Below are 16,365 nucleotides of genomic sequence, written 5' to 3' on the forward strand. Positions count from 1 at the left end.
GCATATACTTTTAATATTAAGTATCTACGCTAAGCGAAGCATTGAATGAGTGGTTGGTCCGTTGCCTGTCGAAACGATATATACCCTAGCTGAATCAAATATTACGATTTCTGATGGTGCACAGTTGTCAGGGATTACCCAAGGTGATGGAACGCATCTGGTTGGTAAGACGATTACGTTGAACAATAATAGTTGGCAGGCTGTTAACATCATTGATGACAACGCGAACTTTCAGGATTCGAGCAATGGTCAGACCTTGGATGGGGCTCAAACCTATGATGGTGTGGCATATGCAGGCGGAGAACGCGTAGAGGCAGAGTATGGGCTAACGTTGCAGGACCCTGACGGGAATACTTACTTTGTTCGTGGTTTCAATATTAACGAAGCCGGAGGCGGGGCTTCTTATGCGACCGTTGAAGGGCTTGCATTTGTCGGTGGTGTCGGTGGCTTCCCTCCTGTTGGTGTGCCGCTCACGGTTGTGTCCAGCCAAGAGGGGCCCAGTAACCCGTATACGGCGCTTGCCTCTCCACCGTGCTTTACGCGCGGTTGTCGCTTGGAAACCCCATTTGGATTGACCGCAGTCGAAGATATTAAAGTGGGTGATCTTGTTTCGACGCTTGATGATGGTCCGCAAATTGTGCGCTGGGTCGGCGTGAAACGTCTGCCTGCGGCAGCGCTGGCAACTACACCTAAATTCCGCCCAGTGCTCGTCAAAAAAGACGGGTTTGGTCCTGGGCAGCCTAACTGTGACATCCTGCTGTCACCGCAGCATCGTATTTTGATTACTGGTTGGCGGGCAGAGTTGCTGTTTGGTGAAGATGAAATTTTGGTGCCTGCGATTAAACTGCTAAATGATCAAGCTATTGTTTCTAAACATTGTTTAGAAGGCGTTGAGTATTATCATGTGATGTTCGATCAGCATCAAATTGTCCGATGTGATGGGCTTTGGACAGAAAGCTATCTTCCAAATGTTGCTGAAGTAGACGCGATTGAAACCCAAAAAGAAGTTGTTGCACTGTTCCCAGAGCTTGCTGCAGCAACCGCGCACAACGCCGCACGGCTTTGCGTGTCAGATAAGCGTACTTCGGTCATCCGCGTGGGATCATAGGCCGACAGTTGTTACGCCGAGAACGAATTTACTCTCGGCGTAAGGTCACAGCCTGTCAGTCTGTATTGGCGATAATGCCCCCAACAACAAGGCTTTCGCTGTCATTCCCAGCAAATGCTCCAACGACCGCATCAGTACCAACAACACCATCTAGGTTTGCAGTAAGGTCTTCGTAAGTTACTGTTCCCCCAAGATTTGTTCCCGAGAAATTACCAGTCACAACAAGAGCTCCGTCGTCGCCGGTTACTGAGCCGGTATCAAAGGCAGCGATCAGTGTAATATCACCCGTCACGAATGTTTCGCTGTCTTGGTCAACATGCGTGAGAGCATAGGTTCCCTCGTAGCTGACTGTTCCGGTTGTAATCGCGTCGCCGGGGTCTGACGCAGGCGCAATTCCGGCAACACCGACAAAGTTGGTTGTACCATCTACAAGCCCGTAGGAATAAGCGTACCCGGTCAGCGCTGTCCCGACTACTGAAAGATCAGAATGCGATCCCGAACCATCGTCGTCTTCATAATTTTGATCGGGAATTTCGCCCTCATCAGATAGTGTGACAATGCTAGCGCTCGGGGTGTTGCCTTCGCCAAAACCTTGGTCTTCGCATGCTGCTAAGCTAAGGCTTGAGATGAAAATAAGTAGGCCGCGTGTATATGCCATCTGCGTTCACTTTCAAAATGATCAAATCATCTTAACGTTCCCATATGGCGGGCTAAAATAAAACCTATAAGTGTAATGCGAAAAAACCCCGTTTGATTTCTCAAACGGGGTTCAAATTTGTCACGTTGGGTTGCTTAGAGCAAACCTTCGCGCTGGAGCTTTTTCCGAGCCAGCTTGCGCTGACGGCGGATAGCTTCTGCTTTTTCACGCGCCTTACGTACTGACGGTTTTTCGAAATGTTGCTTAAGCTTCATTTCACGAAAAACGCCTTCACGCTGAAGTTTCTTTTTCAGAGCACGCAACGCCTGATCGACGTTGTTATCACGAACACTAACCTGCATGTGGTTTTCACCACCTCTCTAAGTTGGATTTGCAAAAATTGCAGGAAGTGGGCAGATAGCAAAGGTGGGCTAGTTTGTCTAGTACCCGTGGCCGTGAGGAGAATACCGATGACTAAGACTGCTATTACATCTGATAAGGCAAAGTTATTGGATGCGATACTACCGCATGTCGCCTTTGATGGCTGGTCGCCCGCCGCGTTTAAGATGGCTGTTAGTGACGTGGGAATTCCGGACGCGGAAGCGAAGGCAAGCTGCCCGCGTGGCGCAGTTGATTTGGCGATTGCGTTTCATCAGCAAGGTGACGCAGCGATGGTCGCAGGTTTGATGGCTACCGATATGTCTGAACTAAGGTTTCGTGACAAGGTTGCGACAGCGATTCGGCTGCGTTTATCCGCCGTTGATGATAAAGAAGCTGTGCGCCGGGGTACGACATTATTTGCGATGCCCCATATGGCGGCGGATGGGGCAAAGTTGATCTGGGGCACTGCTGATGCGATTTGGAATGCGCTTGGTGATACGTCACGTGATGTGAATTGGTATAGCAAGCGCATGACCCTTTCTGCTGTGTATGCGTCTGTTGTTTTATATTGGCTGGGCGACGACAGTTTGGACGGTCAGGCGACTGATGCATTTATCGACCGCCGTATTGATGATGTCATGAAATTCGAGAAGGTGAAGGCGCAGGTGAATGCAAGCCCATTGCTAAAGCCGTTCACGGGATCGTTAGGTAAAATTCTATCCGGCGTACGGGCCCCTGCGGGATCAGTCCCCGATGACTTGCCGGGTGTTTGGAAGGATCCGCAATGATGAAGGCCGTTGAGATTTCCCAGCCCGGTGGGCCGGATGTACTGACGTTAGTTGATCGGCCGATGCCAGAGCCTGCCCATGATGATGTATTGATTAAGGTCGCGTTTGCTGGGGTGAACCGACCGGATGCATTGCAACGGGCGGGGCTGTATAATCCACCTAAGAATGCGAGCGATCTTCCGGGGCTAGAAGCATCTGGTGAAGTTGTCGCCGTGGGTGCAGGTGTTACATCGGTTGCTGTCGGTGATCAGGTTTGTGCGCTGTTGCCGGGCGGGGGGTACGCTGAATATGTCACGACACCTGCTGCACATTGTTTGCGTGTCCCCGCAGGCCTTAGTATGGCGCAATCGGCTTGTTTGCCGGAAACGTTTTTCACTGTTTGGTCTAACGTGTTCATGCGCGGTGGCTTGCAGGCGGGCGAACGGTTCTTGGTACATGGGGGCAGTTCAGGGATCGGGACGACGGCGATCCAACTGGCCAAAGCTTTTGGCGCACGCGTGTTTACCACCGCTGGAAGCGACGAAAAATGCAGGGCGTGCGTCGACTTGGGTGCCGAAGCTGCGTTCAACTATCGCGACGTCGATTTTGTTGAAAAAATGCAAGCTGTTGGTGGGGCTGATCTGATCCTTGATATGGTCGGAGGCCCTTATATTCAGCGAAACCTGAAATCCTTGGCTGATGACGGCCGGCTGGTCCAGATCGCGTTTCTGCAAGGGCCAAAGGTCGAATTGAACCTGATGCAACTTATGATGCGGCGTTTGACAGTGACCGGATCAACCCTGCGCCCGCAGTCGGATTTAGCCAAAGCACGTATCGCGGATCAACTACGATCCAAGGTGTGGCCGTTGATTGAAGCGGGCAAAGTTACCCCTGTCATGGATCAGGAATTCGCCATTGAGGACGCAGCACTGGCCCACGCGCGGATGGAAAGCAGTGCGCATATTGGAAAGATTGTTCTGCGCGTCGGTACCTGACAAGTTGGCGATACCAAACCGCTAAGTGGGCGTGGCTATGAACAAAGTGAAAAGCAAAATAGCGGTGCTGTCCGTTCTGGCCTTTTCGGGCTGTGCAGTACATCAGGACCGGACGGGGTATTCTGAGGCATGGTATTACGAACGCTTATCACCATATTACAAAAATACATTATCGTTTAGACCGCGGGTATCCTTGCGAGCGGTTCGCGAGTTGGTCGGAACGGAAGTCATACACCCAAATGGGGTAGTCGGGCATGCAGACTATTTCAGAAGTGATATCGAGATATTTTTTGCTGCGGCTATCGCGGATCAAGGGGAACGGCTAGATTTGGCACGGTCTGCGATCCGCATAACTTGCCCTGAAACAGATATAAGGGAAATTGAAGACAATATGGTTTATTCCGACGAGACCTACGTCGTTTTTGAGGGTGTTCGTTGTATTGGATACGCCACTTCGTAAATCGGGTGCTTCAATTTAACATCTGCGACGAGTTGGTAGATGCTGTCCCTTAGCTCTACTTTTGCCGCGGTGGATAGGCTTTGTAGACGGGGAGGTGCCAGCCGAATTGGATGCTCCCCGCGCGGAGGGCGAAGGCGCTTCCTGCGCAGATGAGGAGTGCAGTCGGTTCTGGGATGTCGAAGTAAAGCGCGATTGAGGCTGCGATGCCGCCGGCCATTGCGCAGGTGACGTATAGTTCACCTTGTTTTAGCACCAATGGGACTTCGTTGCAGACCACGTCGCGCATCAGCCCGCCAAAGCAGCCGGTGATGATGCCCATGATGATCACGATGCTGGGTGGCTGATTGGTCGCGAGCGCGACTGCGACGCCAGCCGGTACGGCGACGGCAAGCGCACATGCGTCTAGCCACAAAATGGTTTTATATCTGCTTTCCAGCAGGTGGGCGGTCAGGAAAACCAGTAGCGCTGCCAGCGCCGCAACCCCAATGTAGGCGGGGTGATCGACCCAGAACACGACGTCCCGATTTAGGATGATGTCGCGCAAGGTCCCGCCGCCGACAGCTGTCAGGCTGGCGATGAAGACAAACCCGACCAAGTCTAGCTGCGCGCGGCTGGCGACCAGCGCGCCTGTGAGTGCAAACACAAACACCGATGCGTAATCGAGGAATGCGAGCAGTGTCATTTCTTGAACGGGGCCATGCCCGCGCGCGCGAGTTCATCAGCGCGTTCATTTTCTGGGTGTCCGGCGTGCCCCTTAACCCATTCCCACGTCACGTCATGTGTCTGTACTGCGGCATCAAGCCTGCGCCACAGGTCTTCGTTTTTGACGGGTTTGTTGCTAGCGGTTTTCCAGCCGCGTTTCTTCCATCCGTGGATCCAGCCAGTGATCCCATCTTTGACATAAGAACTGTCGGTCACGATGGTCAGTTTGGTTGGGCGGTCCAGCGTTTCAAGCGTGGTGATTGCGGCAAGCAGTTCCATCTTGTTGTTGGTTGTGTGGGCCTCGCCACCATTCAATTCGCGTTCTTTTAGAACCTTATCGCCGTCGCGTGCGATCAAAAGAGCACCCCAACCGCCGGGGCCAGGATTACCGGAGCAGGCTCCGTCAGTGTAGGCGAATAGTTCAGGCATTGGTCTCTTTCTTGGCGCGCATAATAACGAATGGGTCGGCGGTTCCAGCGAGCCCCTTTTCAACGCCTTCACGCGTGAAAACAATGGCAAAGCCGGCGTTGGTTAGCATGTTTTTGAGTTCATCAATGCTGACATAGGTATAGAGCCGTTCTATGGCGTCGCGGGCGGTGCCGGACCCTGTCTTCATGCCAAGATGAAGAATGCCTGCAGGTTTTAACGACTGATGGATGGCGGAAAAGTGCTCTGGCAGCTTCTGCCTTGGTGCGTGCAGGAGGCTGAAGCTGGCCCAGACACCATCGTATTCGTCCGTCCCGATGATTTCATCAAATGTAGCTAAGCGCGCACCGATGTTGTGGTTTTGATTGGCAAATTCGATCATCCGAGGAGAAGCATCGACAGGATCAGGTGACAGTCCGGCAGCGCGCATATGCACCGAAGCTGTCGCTGGGCCGCAACCTAGATCGAGCACGCGCCCACCTTCGGGCATCAGGTCGATAAATGCCTGAAGCGACGCGTCGGGTTTGGCGGTTTTGGTCAGCGCCGCATATTCCGCTGCTTTTTCATTATAGATCGCGATTGTTTTCGCGTCTGGCATTATGCCGGTTCGCGCAACACGCGCGGGACTTTGAATTCGACGTTTTCTTTGGCGGTTTCCACCAGTTCAACCGTGACGTCGTACTTGTCGCGGAACGCGTCGATGACTTCGTTGATCAGGACTTCGGGGGCGGACGCCCCGGCAGTGATCCCCATCGTTTTGATGCCATCAATCGCACGCCAGTCGATGTCGGTCGCGCGTTGCACGAGTTGAGAATAGGCGCAGCCTGCGCGGGCGCCTACCTCGACCAATCGTTTGGAGTTTGATGAATTCGGTGCGCCGACCACAAGGATCGCATCGCATTTGGGTGCGATCGCTTTGACGGATTCTTGGCGGTTGGTGGTCGCGTAACAGATGTCTTCTTTGTGGGGGCCGACGATCTTGGGGAAGCGGGCGTTCAGCGCCGCGACGATGTCGATCGTGTCGTCGACCGATAGGGTGGTTTGAGTCACGAATGCAAGCTGTTCTGGATTGCGGACCTGCACTGTTGCGACGTCTTCGACGGTTTCGACCAACAGGACCTCTCCGTCAGGTAATTGTCCCATGGTTCCAACGGTTTCGGGGTGGCCTGCATGGCCAATCATGATCATTTGAAGGCCGTTATCGGCGTGGCGCTGTGCCTCGATATGGACCTTGGACACCAGCGGGCAGGTGGCATCGACATAGATCATTTCGCGTTTTGCGGCGGCGGCTGGAACGGCCTTGGGGACGCCGTGCGCGGAAAAGATTACGGGGCGGTCATCCGGGCATTCGTCAAGTTCTTCGACAAACACCGCGCCCAAATCACGCAGGCTATCTACGACGAATTTGTTGTGGACGATTTCGTGCCGCACATAGACGGGCGCACCCCATTTTTCGATCGCCATTTCGACGATCTTAATTGCGCGGTCTACGCCTGCGCAAAAGCCGCGCGGGGCGGCAAGGTATAGGGTAAGAGGGGGCTTGTTCATCTGTATCCTCCGGCGGTTGCTACAGAGGTAAGACTTTGACGCCGTGGCGTCCAGAGGATGGCGTCAGACAGTTGCCCGCCTGACGCCAATGTTATTAGCTTTCTTCGGTCGCGGCTGCTTCTTCAGCGAACTCTGGGCGTGGTTCACGGGTAGGGCGGCCCACCACATCACGCAGTTCATCAAGCTCTATAAAGTTGTCGGCCTGACGGCGTAGTTCGTCCGAGATCATTGGTGGCTGGCTACGGATCGTAGAAACCACGGAAACGCGGACACCTTTACGTTGGAGCGCTTCGATCAGCGGACGGAAATCGCCGTCGCCAGAGAAAAGCACAACGTGATCGACATGCGGCGCAAGTTCCATTGCGTCAACGGCAAGCTCGATGTCCATGTTGCCTTTAACCTTACGGCGGCCCATGCTGTCAGTGTATTCTTTCGCGGGCTTCGTTACCATCGTGAAGCCGTTGTAGTGAAGCCAATCCACGAGTGGTCGGATCGGTGAGTATTCATCGTTCTCAAGCAGGGCTGTGTAATAGAAAGCCCGAAGCATTTTGCCACGACGCATAAACTCTTGGCGAAGAAGTTTATAATCGATGTCAAAGCCAAGGGATTTAGCGGCTGCATAAAGATTTGAGCCATCGATGAAGAGCGCAAGCCGCTCGTCCCGATAAAACATGAAATTTCCTTTCAAAATTGTTCGCGCGCCCCGCACTCAGTGAGTGGTATGTATTGTGCAAGGGTTCGAATATTGTAATGTTTTCGCGAAACCTGACAAGTGGCGAATATGACGAATAATCTTAGTTTGGCGCTTATCGCCTTTGGTAGCAACGAAAATTCAATTTTTGGTGACCCTAGGGAAACTGTACAAAAAGCAATGAAATTTGTCGCTGATATGTCAGTGAAACATCATTATTCGAGCGATTTATACAGGAATCCGGCATTTCCAAAAGGCGCGGGGCCTGACTTTTTTAATGCCGCAATGGTGATAAACACGAATCTGTCACCCGACGAATTACTAGTAGAATTGCACAAAATTGAATCTGAGGCGCATCGCGTGCGAGATAAACGGTGGGGGCAGCGCACATTGGACTTGGATTTAATTGCCGTCGATGCGTTGGTTTTACCGGATGTCCTGACGTATTCTTATTGGCGCGATTTGGCGTTGGCTGATCAACAAGCACAGGCGCCAGATCGATTGGTTTTGCCGCACCCGCGATTGCAGGACCGCAGTTTTGTCTTGGTTCCGCTATGTGATGTGGCGCCGAACTGGGTGCATCCCGTTTTCGGCAAAACGGTGCGTGAAATGCGTAATGCGCTGCCACCAGAGGAGTTGGAATCTGTTGTGCGTGTGGATTAGCGGAGTTTGACGCTTGTGCATGCGGCGAATTTTATGGTTCCATCCGGGTTCGGCCTCTTGTCAATCTTAAATTTTGGCAATAGATAAGCCTCTTGCTAAGTCCCCTTGTCTGACTGGAGTACGCCCATGGCCCGCGTTACCGTAGAAGATTGCGTCGATAAAGTTCCTAACCGTTTTGATCTTGTGATGCTTGCGGCCCACCGTGCCCGCGAAATTGCTGCTGGCGCTCCGCTTACAGTTGCCCGCGACAATGATAAAAACCCAGTTGTGTCACTGCGTGAAATTGCTGACGAAACCCAGCAAGCTGACGACCTGCGCGAGCGCATGATCGAAGCAAACCAGACACAAATCGAAGTTGATGAGCCAGAAGAAGACAGCATGTCTTTGCTGATGGGTGCAGAAGCTGACAAACCTGTCGAAGACGACATGTCCGAAGAAAAACTGCTGCGCGCGCTGATGGAAGCGCAAGGGCAACGCTAATAGGCCTTTGCCGGCCTACACAAATAGGTGCGGGACCAGATGACGACTGCTGACGAACTGATCTCTCTGGTCCGCGCTTATAACCCAAATACGAATCAGGCGCTGTTGCGCGACGCATATGCCTTTGGTGCTGAAATGCACGAAGGGCAGTTTCGCCATTCCGGCGAGCCCTATTTTACCCATCCTATCGCTGTGACATGTATTCTTGCTGAGCAGCAGATGGATGATGCGACGCTTGTTACTGCCCTTTTGCATGACACTATCGAAGATACCAAAGCGTCATTTGCAGAAGTCGAAAAGCGCTTTAGCCGTGAAATTGCTGATCTGGTTGATGGTGTTACGAAACTGACCAACCTGCAGTTGACATCGACGCAGACCAAACAGGCCGAAAACTTTCGCAAGCTATTCATGGCGACTTCACGCGATTTGCGTGTAACGCTGGTAAAGCTGGCCGACCGTCTTCACAACATGCGCACGATTAAATCGATGCGCCCGGAAAAGCAGGCCCAAAAAGCCCGAGAAACGATGGATATCTTTGCTCCTTTGGCTGGACGTATGGGTATGCAGTGGATGCGCGAAGAGCTAGAGGATCTGTCGTTCAAGGTTCTTAATCCCGAAGCACGCAGTTCAATCATTCGCCGCTTTATCACGCTTCAACGTGAGGCGGGTGACGTGGTGCAAAAGATTACGGCCGATATGCGGGTCGAATTGGAAAAGGCAAACATTCAGGCCGAAGTTACGGGCCGTGCCAAAAAGCCCTATTCGATCTGGCGCAAGATGCAGGAAAAGGAAAAGAGCTTTAGCCGCCTTTCTGACATCTACGGTTTTCGTATTATTGTTGCGACAGAGGCTGATTGTTATCGCGTTCTGGGTGCAATTCACCAGCGTTGGCGCGCTGTGCCGGGCCGGTTCAAAGATTATATCAGCCAACCCAAAAGCAACGGCTATCGTTCGATCCATACGACAGTTTCTGGCCGCGATGGTAAGCAAGTCGAAGTGCAGGTCAGAACGCGTGAGATGCACGAAGTTGCCGAAACGGGTGTGGCGGCACATTGGTCTTATAAGAACGGTGAACTTGTTGAAAACCGCTTTGCTGTTGACCCGGTACGCTGGATCGCGTCCCTGACTGAACGGTTGGATGAAGATCAGGACCACGATGAGTTTCTCGAGGCCGTTAAGCTTGAGATGTACAACGATCAGGTGTTCTGTTTCACCCCTAAGGGTGACGTGATTAAGCTGCCACGCGGCGCGACGCCGATTGATTTTGCCTATGCGATCCATACGCGAATCGGGTCTGCTTGCGTGGGGGCAAAGGTTGATGGCATCCGGGTGCCGCTTTGGACCCGTTTGAAAAATGGTCAATCGGTTGAGGTGATCACCGCCGAGGGCCAAACCCCGCAAGCAACTTGGATCGAGATCGCCGTGACTGGGCGCGCCAAAACGGCCATCCGCCGAAGCCTGCGCGAAGAAGATCGCGGGCGTTTCGTGCGTCTTGGCCGTGAACTGGCGCGGGTCGCGTTCGAAAACGTCGGCAAAAAGGCCACGGATAAGGCGCTGCGCACTGCCGCTAAGGCGCTTGCCATTGCGGATGTCGATGAGCTGCTTGCGCAGTTGGGTAGCGCTGAAATCACTGGCAGAGAAGTCGTGCGCGCCATCTATCCAGAGCTTGAGGCGCGTGACGGCGATGAAGTAGACGAAAAACGCGCGGTTGTAGGGCTTGCTGCTGATCAGGTGCAACGGCGTGGTCCATGTTGTCAGCCCGTGCCCGGCGAACGTATTCTGGGGATCACCTACAGAGGTCAGGGTGTTGTTGTGCACGCCATCGACTGCGAAGCGCTGGCCGATTACGAGGACCAGCCGGAACGTTGGGTTGATTTGCATTGGCACGAGGGAACGCATGCTGCTGTAAATACTGTGACTTTCGATGTCGCCATCACAAACGATTCTGGTGTGCTGGGACGAATTTGCACATTGATAGGCGAGCAAAACGCCAATATCTCTGATCTTAGGTTTATTGATCGCAAACCTGATTATTTTAGGCTTTTGATTGACGTTGATTTGCGTGATGCAGAGCATCTGCATCGTGTTATGACTGCCCTAGAGGCCGAAAGTAATGTGTCGTCCATCGTGCGGCATCGTGATCCCGCGCTCGCAAATTTGAGGCGCAGCTAATTCGTTGTCGAAGGAATAAAGGTTTTGGTGTTTAAGCGCAGGGATAGGCGACCGATCTGGCAGATCGTGCTCGACTTTTTCTATCCCCGTGGCGGGTGGGCCCGCGCGTTTGAATATGTCAAACACCGCGTGCAGCGGCTGCCTGACACGCCAGAGAAAATATCGCGTGGGATTGCCGCTGGGGTGTTCACCTCTTTCACACCGTTTTATGGTATTCACTTTGTCATTGCCGCGCTTATTGCGCGTGCCATGCGTGGGAATATCTTTGCAGCGCTGCTGGGGACTTTCTTTGGCAACCCGCTAACCTATATCCCGATTGGTGTTACGGCGCTGTCTGCCGGGCATTGGTTGTTAGGTCGCCCATTCAACGCGGCGCTGTTTGGTTTTGGCCACCGAGACCCTAATTTCTGCGGCTTAGGATGCCGGTTTGGCAGCGCGTTTTCCGACATTTCACATAACTTCATGGCGATGTTCACCAGTGCGACCCCGGATTGGCATGGGTTGGCTGAATTCTATCACGAGGTGTTTTTGCCGTATTTGGTTGGTGGCATCATTCCAGGCATCATTTGTGGTGCTTTGGCTTATTACATTTGTGTACCTTTAATCACCGGCCACCAGAACCGCCGCCGCAAGGCCTTGCGTAACAAGTTAAGTCAGCTCAATAAAAAGCCCGATACAGAGAGTGGCGACAATCGCGGATAATCCTAGCTTCCTAAGTGAAAAGGGGAACGTAGATGACACATGATAAATTGCGTCTTGGTGTAAACATTGATCATGTCGCGACGGTGCGGAACGCGCGTGGTGGCGATGTTCCTGATCCTGTGCGCGCGGCCTTGATCGCGGAACAGGCGGGTGCGGATGGCATCACGGCCCATTTGCGCGAAGACCGTCGCCATATCGTTGATAGCGATATTGAGCGGCTGGCGACGCAACTGTCGATCCCGTTGAACTTTGAAATGGCTGCGACTGATGAAATGCAGGCGATTGCTTTGCGCCATAAACCCCACGCGGTTTGTCTTGTTCCAGAAAAACGGGAAGAAAAGACAACCGAGGGCGGGTTAGAAGTTGCGCAGCAGGATAATAAGCTGGCGCATTATATTAAACCGTTTGTGGACGCGGGATCGCGCGTTTCGCTATTCATTGCGGCTAATAAGCGGCAGGTTGAAGCGGCCGCGCGTATCGGCGCGCCAGTGATCGAATTGCACGCTGGTGCCTATGCTGATGCTTGGGCCGAAGAACGTTGGGATGTACGCGATAGCGAGTTGGCGAAAATCACGGATATGGCGGCCTATGCTGATGAACTGGGCCTAGAGGTGCATGTGGGCCACGGCCTGACCTACGACAGCGTTGGTCCAATCGCAGTGCTGCCGCAAGTCAAAGAACTGAACATCGGACATTTCATCATTGGTGAGGCAATATTCCGTGGCCTTGCTCCAGCGATTCAAGCAATGCGTCGTTGTATGGATGAGGCGCGGGCGGGGATTTGATATGAACTATATGCGATACACTGGGGTGGTCATTGGCTTGACCATCGGGTTGCCGATCTTGCTTGGGTTGTTGCGGCATTTAACCGGCATCAACCTGTCCACCGGGTTTGTTGCAATTGCGCCAGCCCTTGCTGGTGCGATGATCGAAGGGCAGAAGTTCGCGGTGCACAATGACCGAATTCCAACGCGGGCAGAAACTAAATCATTTGTGATCGTGGGGACCCTTATCGCTGCTGGCTTCTTGGCGCTTTTTACTGCGACAGTCGTCACCAACGTTCCGGGATATGAAATCCTATTGAATGCACCGCCATCGATTGGACTGATCATCGGCATGTTTGTTTTCATGATATTGATGATCGCGCTTTGCAATTTCTTATTCCTGCGTATGGGGGCTAAAAACCAGCTCAAGGCGATTGAAGCTGGGCGATCAAAATGATCTTAGGTATAGGCACCGATCTTGCGAATATCGAACGTATTTCCGCTACGCTTGACCGGTTTGGAGACCGTTTTCGTAATCGGGTTTTCACCGAAATTGAACAAGCTAAGGCCGAGCGTCGTAAAGATATTGCCGGGACCTATGCGAAACGCTGGGCTGCGAAAGAAGCGTGCTCAAAGGCGCTTGGCACCGGGTTGGCAATGGGTATCTCTTGGAAGGACATGTCTGTTACCAATTTGCGTAGCGGCCAGCCGACGATGCAGGTGACTGGATGGGCTAAAGAACGGTTGGATGAAATGACCCCACCGGGTCACACTGCCGTCATTCACGTGACTTTGACCGACGATCACCCTTGGGCACAAGCGTTTGTGGTCATTGAGGCCCGCCCCGCCGCTTGACAGGGGGGGCGCGTCACCTCATGAAGCCTCAAACGCCAAAAAGGAATTTGGAATGGCCGAACAAGCCGAAAAAACTGGACCTGTAGGTGCAATCATTGAGACGGTGAAAACCGTTTTCTGGGCGCTCGTCATCGCCGGGATTTTCAGAAGCATATTCTTTCAGCCGTTTTGGATTCCTTCGGGGTCTATGAAAGACACATTGTTGGTCGGTGATTTCTTGTTCGTGAACAAGATGGCGTATGGCTATTCCTACGCGTCCTGCCCATCTGTGCCCTTCTTGAATATTGGGGCTGACGATGTTTGTGGTTTTGCAGAAGACTTTGACGACCGCCTGTTCGGTTCAGATCCAGAGCGTGGCGATATCGTTGTGTTCCGCCATCCTGTGTCTGGCCGCGATTTCATTAAGCGCCTGATTGGTGTTCCGGGTGATCGCATCCAGATGAAAGATGGGCTGCTTTATATCAATGATGTGGCAGTTGTGGTTGAGGATACTGACCCATTCATCGAAGTGATGGAGCCGCAAGGCCCCGAACGACGCCGTCCGTCATGTATCAATGGCGTTGTTGGCGAAGGCGCAGATTGTGTGAAAGAACGTCAGATCGAAACGCTGCCGAATGGCGTGCGTCATAGCATTCTTAACAGCGGCCCGCGTCCCCAAGATAACACACAGGTGTTTGTTGTTCCCGAAGGCGAATTCTTTTTTATGGGCGACAACCGTGATAATTCTACGGATAGTCGTTTCCCGCAATCAAGCAACGGCGTTGGTTTCGTTGAACGCAAAGACCTGATTGGTCGCGCTGATCGGGTTATCTTTTCATCTGCTGGTCGGTCCATGCTTTTTTTCTGGACGTGGCGTAGCGACCGTTTCTTTAAGGCACTCGATTGAAGATTTCAGCTGAACTCTCTGCGTTTTCCGACCGGCTTGGCTATCAGTTTGCAAAGCCAGAACTGTTGTTACGCGCTGTAACCCATTCGTCGATGGTCAGCCCGCACCGGGATGATAACCAGCGGCTAGAATTCTTGGGCGACCGTGTGTTGGGGCTGGTGATGGCCGAGGCATTGCTTTTGGCCGACCAATCCGCACCCGAAGGGTTGCTTGCACCACGCTATAACGCGCTTGTTCGTCGCGAGGCTTGCGCCGATGTCGCCCGACAGATTGATCTGGGCGCTGTGCTAAAGCTGGGTCGTTCCGAAATGAAATCCGGTGGCCGCCGCAAAGAGGCGCTACTGGCCGATGCGATGGAGGCTGTGATCGCAGCCGTCTACCAAGACGGTGGATTTGACGCTGCACGTTCAGCTGTCCTGCGCCTGTGGGGCAAGCGAATCGATAATGTCGCCGTTGATGCAAGGGATGCTAAAACCGCGTTGCAGGAATGGGCGCAAGCCCGTGGCGAGGTACCACCCCAATATGTAGAGGTCGCGCGTACTGGACCTGACCATGCACCTGTGTTTACCATTGAGGTACGCCTTGAATCCGGTCCATCCGAGCAAGCGACCGCTGGTTCTAAGCGCAATGCCGAACAGGCTGCTGCGACAGCCCTTCTTAAGAAAGTTAAGTCATGACTGATGCCCCAACAAAAGCGGGATTCGTTGCGCTAATCGGTGAGCCGAATGCCGGTAAATCGACGCTGCTGAACCGTATGGTTGGCGCGAAAGTGTCGATCGTGACCCATAAAGTGCAAACCACACGCGCCCGTATTCGCGGTGTAGCGATGGAAGAAAACGCGCAGCTTATCTTCGTTGATACGCCGGGCCTGTTCAAACCACGTCGTCGTCTTGACCGTGCGATGGTCGCTGCCGCGTGGGGCGGTGCCGCTGATGCCGATATCGTCGTTTTGCTGATCGAAGCCCATCGCGGAATGACTGACGGCGTAAAGGCGATCTTGGAAACGCTTGAAGAACGCGCTGGCAAGACGAAGGTCGCGCTGGCGATCAACAAGATCGACAAAGTGAAATCCGAGGTGCTGCTCGCGTTGACCAAAGAGATGAACGACGCCTATCCCTTTGCTGAAACGTTCATGATTTCTGCCGAACGTGGTCACGGTTGTGACGCATTGCGTAGCTGGTTGGTCGAGCAGGTTCCGGAAGGACCGTACCTATACCCCGAAGACCAAATCGCTGACCTTCCAATGCGGATGATCGCAGCCGAAATGACCCGCGAAAAGCTGACGCTCCGTCTGCACCAAGAACTGCCATATGAGCTGACTGTTGAGACTGAAAACTGGGAAGAACGCCCCGATGGCTCTGCCCGGATTGATCAGCTGATCTATGTCGCGCGCGATGGCCATAAGGGTATCGTCCTTGGCAAAGGTGGCGAAACGATCAAATCGGTTAGCCAAGCCGCCCGGCTAGAGTTGGAAGAATTCCTAGGCCGACGTGTGCACCTTTTCGTTAAGGTTAAGGTGCGGCCAAACTGGCTTGAGGAATCTGAGCGGTATTCAGAGATGGGCCTCGATTTCAAAGACGGCAATGCGTGATCTTGTAAACTGATGCGGCTGACAGCAGACATCTGGGTGTCGGCCTATCTGACACGACTACGCTTGCTAGATATCCCTGCCTTCGTCGTTGCACGCGGTGACAGTACTGCCGGGGCGGTTCTGATAAAGCTGAACACGCTAGATGGGCAGGCGTCATGCTATCAACGTAGCTTTGACCTGATGACGGGTGAACGCAAATGGGTTGTCTTGACCGAGGGTGATGAGGCGGCCGTCGATAGCTCTATCAGCAAGCAACGTGGGTTTGATCCTGACCTCTGGGTGATCGAAGTCGAGGACCGGCAGGGCCGTCACTTGTTGGATGAACCGGGTTTAGAATAATCTTCTTGCCTCCGGCGGGAGTATTTTAGGCAAGATGATGTTTGGCGGCATCGTCGTAACAGGTTGTTAAGTACCTTTTGCTACAAAGACAGCGCGGTACAGGTGCACTTGCCCCCAACCTTGGACCACCTGGATCTAGATATTTCCGGCTTTCGTCAGATTGGTGGGCTGGTGTCACCGTCTGATTTTACTAGCATG

At 53.1% G+C, this 16,365-nt stretch carries 22 protein-coding genes; 15 read left to right on the forward strand and 7 right to left on the reverse strand.

The features are described from left to right. Positions 1 to 49 precede the first annotated feature (49 nt). Positions 50 to 1,108, forward strand: coding sequence for a Hint domain-containing protein (locus tag CLV80_RS14260; protein ID WP_106358604.1), 1,059 nt, complete (start codon positions 50 to 52; stop codon positions 1,106 to 1,108). Positions 1,109 to 1,163: 55 nt separating this feature from the next. Here CLV80_RS14260 and CLV80_RS14265 read toward each other — a convergent pair whose 3' ends face one another. Together CLV80_RS14265 and rpsU are read right to left on the reverse strand one after the other, a co-directional pair. After that, on the reverse strand, positions 1,164 to 1,766 hold the full coding sequence (locus CLV80_RS14265; protein WP_106358605.1) for a hypothetical protein: 603 nt from the start codon (positions 1,764 to 1,766) through the stop codon (positions 1,164 to 1,166). Between the two features lie 134 nt (positions 1,767 to 1,900). Beyond that, complete coding sequence (rpsU, locus tag CLV80_RS14270; protein ID WP_008231221.1) at positions 1,901 to 2,107, reverse strand: 30S ribosomal protein S21; 207 nt, start codon at positions 2,105 to 2,107, stop codon at positions 1,901 to 1,903. Positions 2,108 to 2,215: 108 nt separating this feature from the next. Between rpsU and CLV80_RS14275 the strand changes: the two genes are divergently transcribed. Genes CLV80_RS14275 through CLV80_RS14285 form a run of 3 tightly spaced genes read left to right on the forward strand, consistent with a single transcriptional unit; the run spans position 2,216 to position 4,348 of the window. Beyond that, positions 2,216 to 2,914 (forward strand): COQ9 family protein, encoded by a 699-nt coding sequence (locus tag CLV80_RS14275; RefSeq protein WP_106358606.1) that lies wholly within the window; start codon positions 2,216 to 2,218, stop codon positions 2,912 to 2,914. Further along, positions 2,911 to 3,888 carry an NAD(P)H-quinone oxidoreductase gene (locus CLV80_RS14280; RefSeq protein ID WP_106358607.1) on the forward strand — a complete coding sequence of 326 codons (978 nt, stop codon included), beginning with the start codon at positions 2,911 to 2,913 and terminating at the stop codon, positions 3,886 to 3,888. The genes CLV80_RS14275 and CLV80_RS14280 overlap by 4 nt, the downstream gene beginning before the upstream one ends. 37 nt (positions 3,889 to 3,925) lie before the next feature. Beyond that, entirely contained in the window at positions 3,926 to 4,348 is a 423-nt protein-coding gene (locus CLV80_RS14285) for a hypothetical protein (protein WP_106358608.1), read from the forward strand. Between the two features lie 55 nt (positions 4,349 to 4,403). Here the strand turns inward: CLV80_RS14285 and CLV80_RS14290 are convergent, their stop codons facing one another. From CLV80_RS14290 to CLV80_RS14310, 5 genes are all read right to left on the reverse strand, one after another. Next, positions 4,404 to 5,030, reverse strand: coding sequence for a trimeric intracellular cation channel family protein (locus CLV80_RS14290; RefSeq protein WP_106358609.1), 627 nt, complete (start codon positions 5,028 to 5,030; stop codon positions 4,404 to 4,406). Next, positions 5,027 to 5,479 (reverse strand): ribonuclease HI, encoded by a 453-nt coding sequence (gene rnhA / locus CLV80_RS14295; RefSeq protein ID WP_106358610.1) that lies wholly within the window; start codon positions 5,477 to 5,479, stop codon positions 5,027 to 5,029. The genes CLV80_RS14290 and rnhA overlap by 4 nt, the downstream gene beginning before the upstream one ends. Continuing rightward, entirely contained in the window at positions 5,472 to 6,074 is a 603-nt protein-coding gene (locus CLV80_RS14300; protein WP_106358611.1) for a class I SAM-dependent DNA methyltransferase, read from the reverse strand. The genes rnhA and CLV80_RS14300 overlap by 8 nt, the downstream gene beginning before the upstream one ends. Beyond that, positions 6,074 to 7,024 carry a 4-hydroxy-3-methylbut-2-enyl diphosphate reductase gene (gene ispH / locus CLV80_RS14305; RefSeq protein WP_106358612.1) on the reverse strand — a complete coding sequence of 317 codons (951 nt, stop codon included), beginning with the start codon at positions 7,022 to 7,024 and terminating at the stop codon, positions 6,074 to 6,076. The genes CLV80_RS14300 and ispH overlap by 1 nt, the downstream gene beginning before the upstream one ends. Positions 7,025 to 7,118: 94 nt before the next feature. Beyond that, positions 7,119 to 7,697, reverse strand: coding sequence for a LabA-like NYN domain-containing protein (locus CLV80_RS14310; RefSeq protein WP_106358613.1), 579 nt, complete (start codon positions 7,695 to 7,697; stop codon positions 7,119 to 7,121). A 108-nt stretch (positions 7,698 to 7,805) separates the two neighbouring features. Here CLV80_RS14310 and folK point away from each other — a divergent pair, with 108 nt between their 5' ends. From folK to CLV80_RS14365, 11 genes are all read left to right on the forward strand, one after another. Then, positions 7,806 to 8,378, forward strand: coding sequence for a 2-amino-4-hydroxy-6-hydroxymethyldihydropteridine diphosphokinase (gene folK, locus CLV80_RS14315; RefSeq protein WP_106358614.1), 573 nt, complete (start codon positions 7,806 to 7,808; stop codon positions 8,376 to 8,378). A 126-nt stretch (positions 8,379 to 8,504) separates the two neighbouring features. Then, positions 8,505 to 8,858, forward strand: a complete 354-nt coding sequence (rpoZ, locus tag CLV80_RS14320) for a DNA-directed RNA polymerase subunit omega (RefSeq protein WP_106358615.1) — start codon at positions 8,505 to 8,507, stop codon at positions 8,856 to 8,858. A 39-nt stretch (positions 8,859 to 8,897) separates the two neighbouring features. Then, positions 8,898 to 11,030 carry a RelA/SpoT family protein gene (locus tag CLV80_RS14325; protein ID WP_106358616.1) on the forward strand — a complete coding sequence of 711 codons (2,133 nt, stop codon included), beginning with the start codon at positions 8,898 to 8,900 and terminating at the stop codon, positions 11,028 to 11,030. A 24-nt stretch (positions 11,031 to 11,054) separates the two neighbouring features. Then, positions 11,055 to 11,732, forward strand: a complete 678-nt coding sequence (locus tag CLV80_RS14330; protein WP_106358617.1) for a DUF2062 domain-containing protein — start codon at positions 11,055 to 11,057, stop codon at positions 11,730 to 11,732. A 32-nt stretch (positions 11,733 to 11,764) separates the two neighbouring features. Continuing rightward, positions 11,765 to 12,517 (forward strand): pyridoxine 5'-phosphate synthase, encoded by a 753-nt coding sequence (locus CLV80_RS14335; RefSeq protein ID WP_106358618.1) that lies wholly within the window; start codon positions 11,765 to 11,767, stop codon positions 12,515 to 12,517. Between the two features lies 1 nt (position 12,518). Continuing rightward, complete coding sequence (locus tag CLV80_RS14340) at positions 12,519 to 12,953, forward strand: ABZJ_00895 family protein (RefSeq protein ID WP_106358619.1); 435 nt, start codon at positions 12,519 to 12,521, stop codon at positions 12,951 to 12,953. After that, positions 12,950 to 13,351, forward strand: a complete 402-nt coding sequence (gene acpS / locus CLV80_RS14345; protein WP_106358620.1) for a holo-ACP synthase — start codon at positions 12,950 to 12,952, stop codon at positions 13,349 to 13,351. Before CLV80_RS14340 ends, acpS begins: the two co-directional genes overlap by 4 nt. Positions 13,352 to 13,403: 52 nt before the next feature. Continuing rightward, positions 13,404 to 14,237 (forward strand): signal peptidase I, encoded by an 834-nt coding sequence (lepB, locus tag CLV80_RS14350; RefSeq protein ID WP_106358621.1) that lies wholly within the window; start codon positions 13,404 to 13,406, stop codon positions 14,235 to 14,237. Further along, the gene (rnc, locus tag CLV80_RS14355; RefSeq protein WP_106358622.1) at positions 14,234 to 14,914 is read left to right on the forward strand and encodes a ribonuclease III; all 681 of its coding nucleotides are present in this window, start codon (positions 14,234 to 14,236) and stop codon (positions 14,912 to 14,914) included. The genes lepB and rnc overlap by 4 nt, the downstream gene beginning before the upstream one ends. Further along, positions 14,911 to 15,828 (forward strand): GTPase Era, encoded by a 918-nt coding sequence (era, locus tag CLV80_RS14360; protein WP_106358623.1) that lies wholly within the window; start codon positions 14,911 to 14,913, stop codon positions 15,826 to 15,828. Before rnc ends, era begins: the two co-directional genes overlap by 4 nt. 12 nt (positions 15,829 to 15,840) lie before the next feature. Next, positions 15,841 to 16,167: a DUF1491 family protein gene (locus tag CLV80_RS14365; protein WP_106358624.1), complete on the forward strand. Its 327-nt coding sequence runs from the start codon at positions 15,841 to 15,843 to the stop codon at positions 16,165 to 16,167. Positions 16,168 to 16,365 lie beyond the last annotated feature (198 nt).

It is taken from the genome of Yoonia maritima (assembly GCF_003003285.1).
GTDB classification, from domain to species: domain Bacteria; phylum Pseudomonadota; class Alphaproteobacteria; order Rhodobacterales; family Rhodobacteraceae; genus Yoonia; species Yoonia maritima.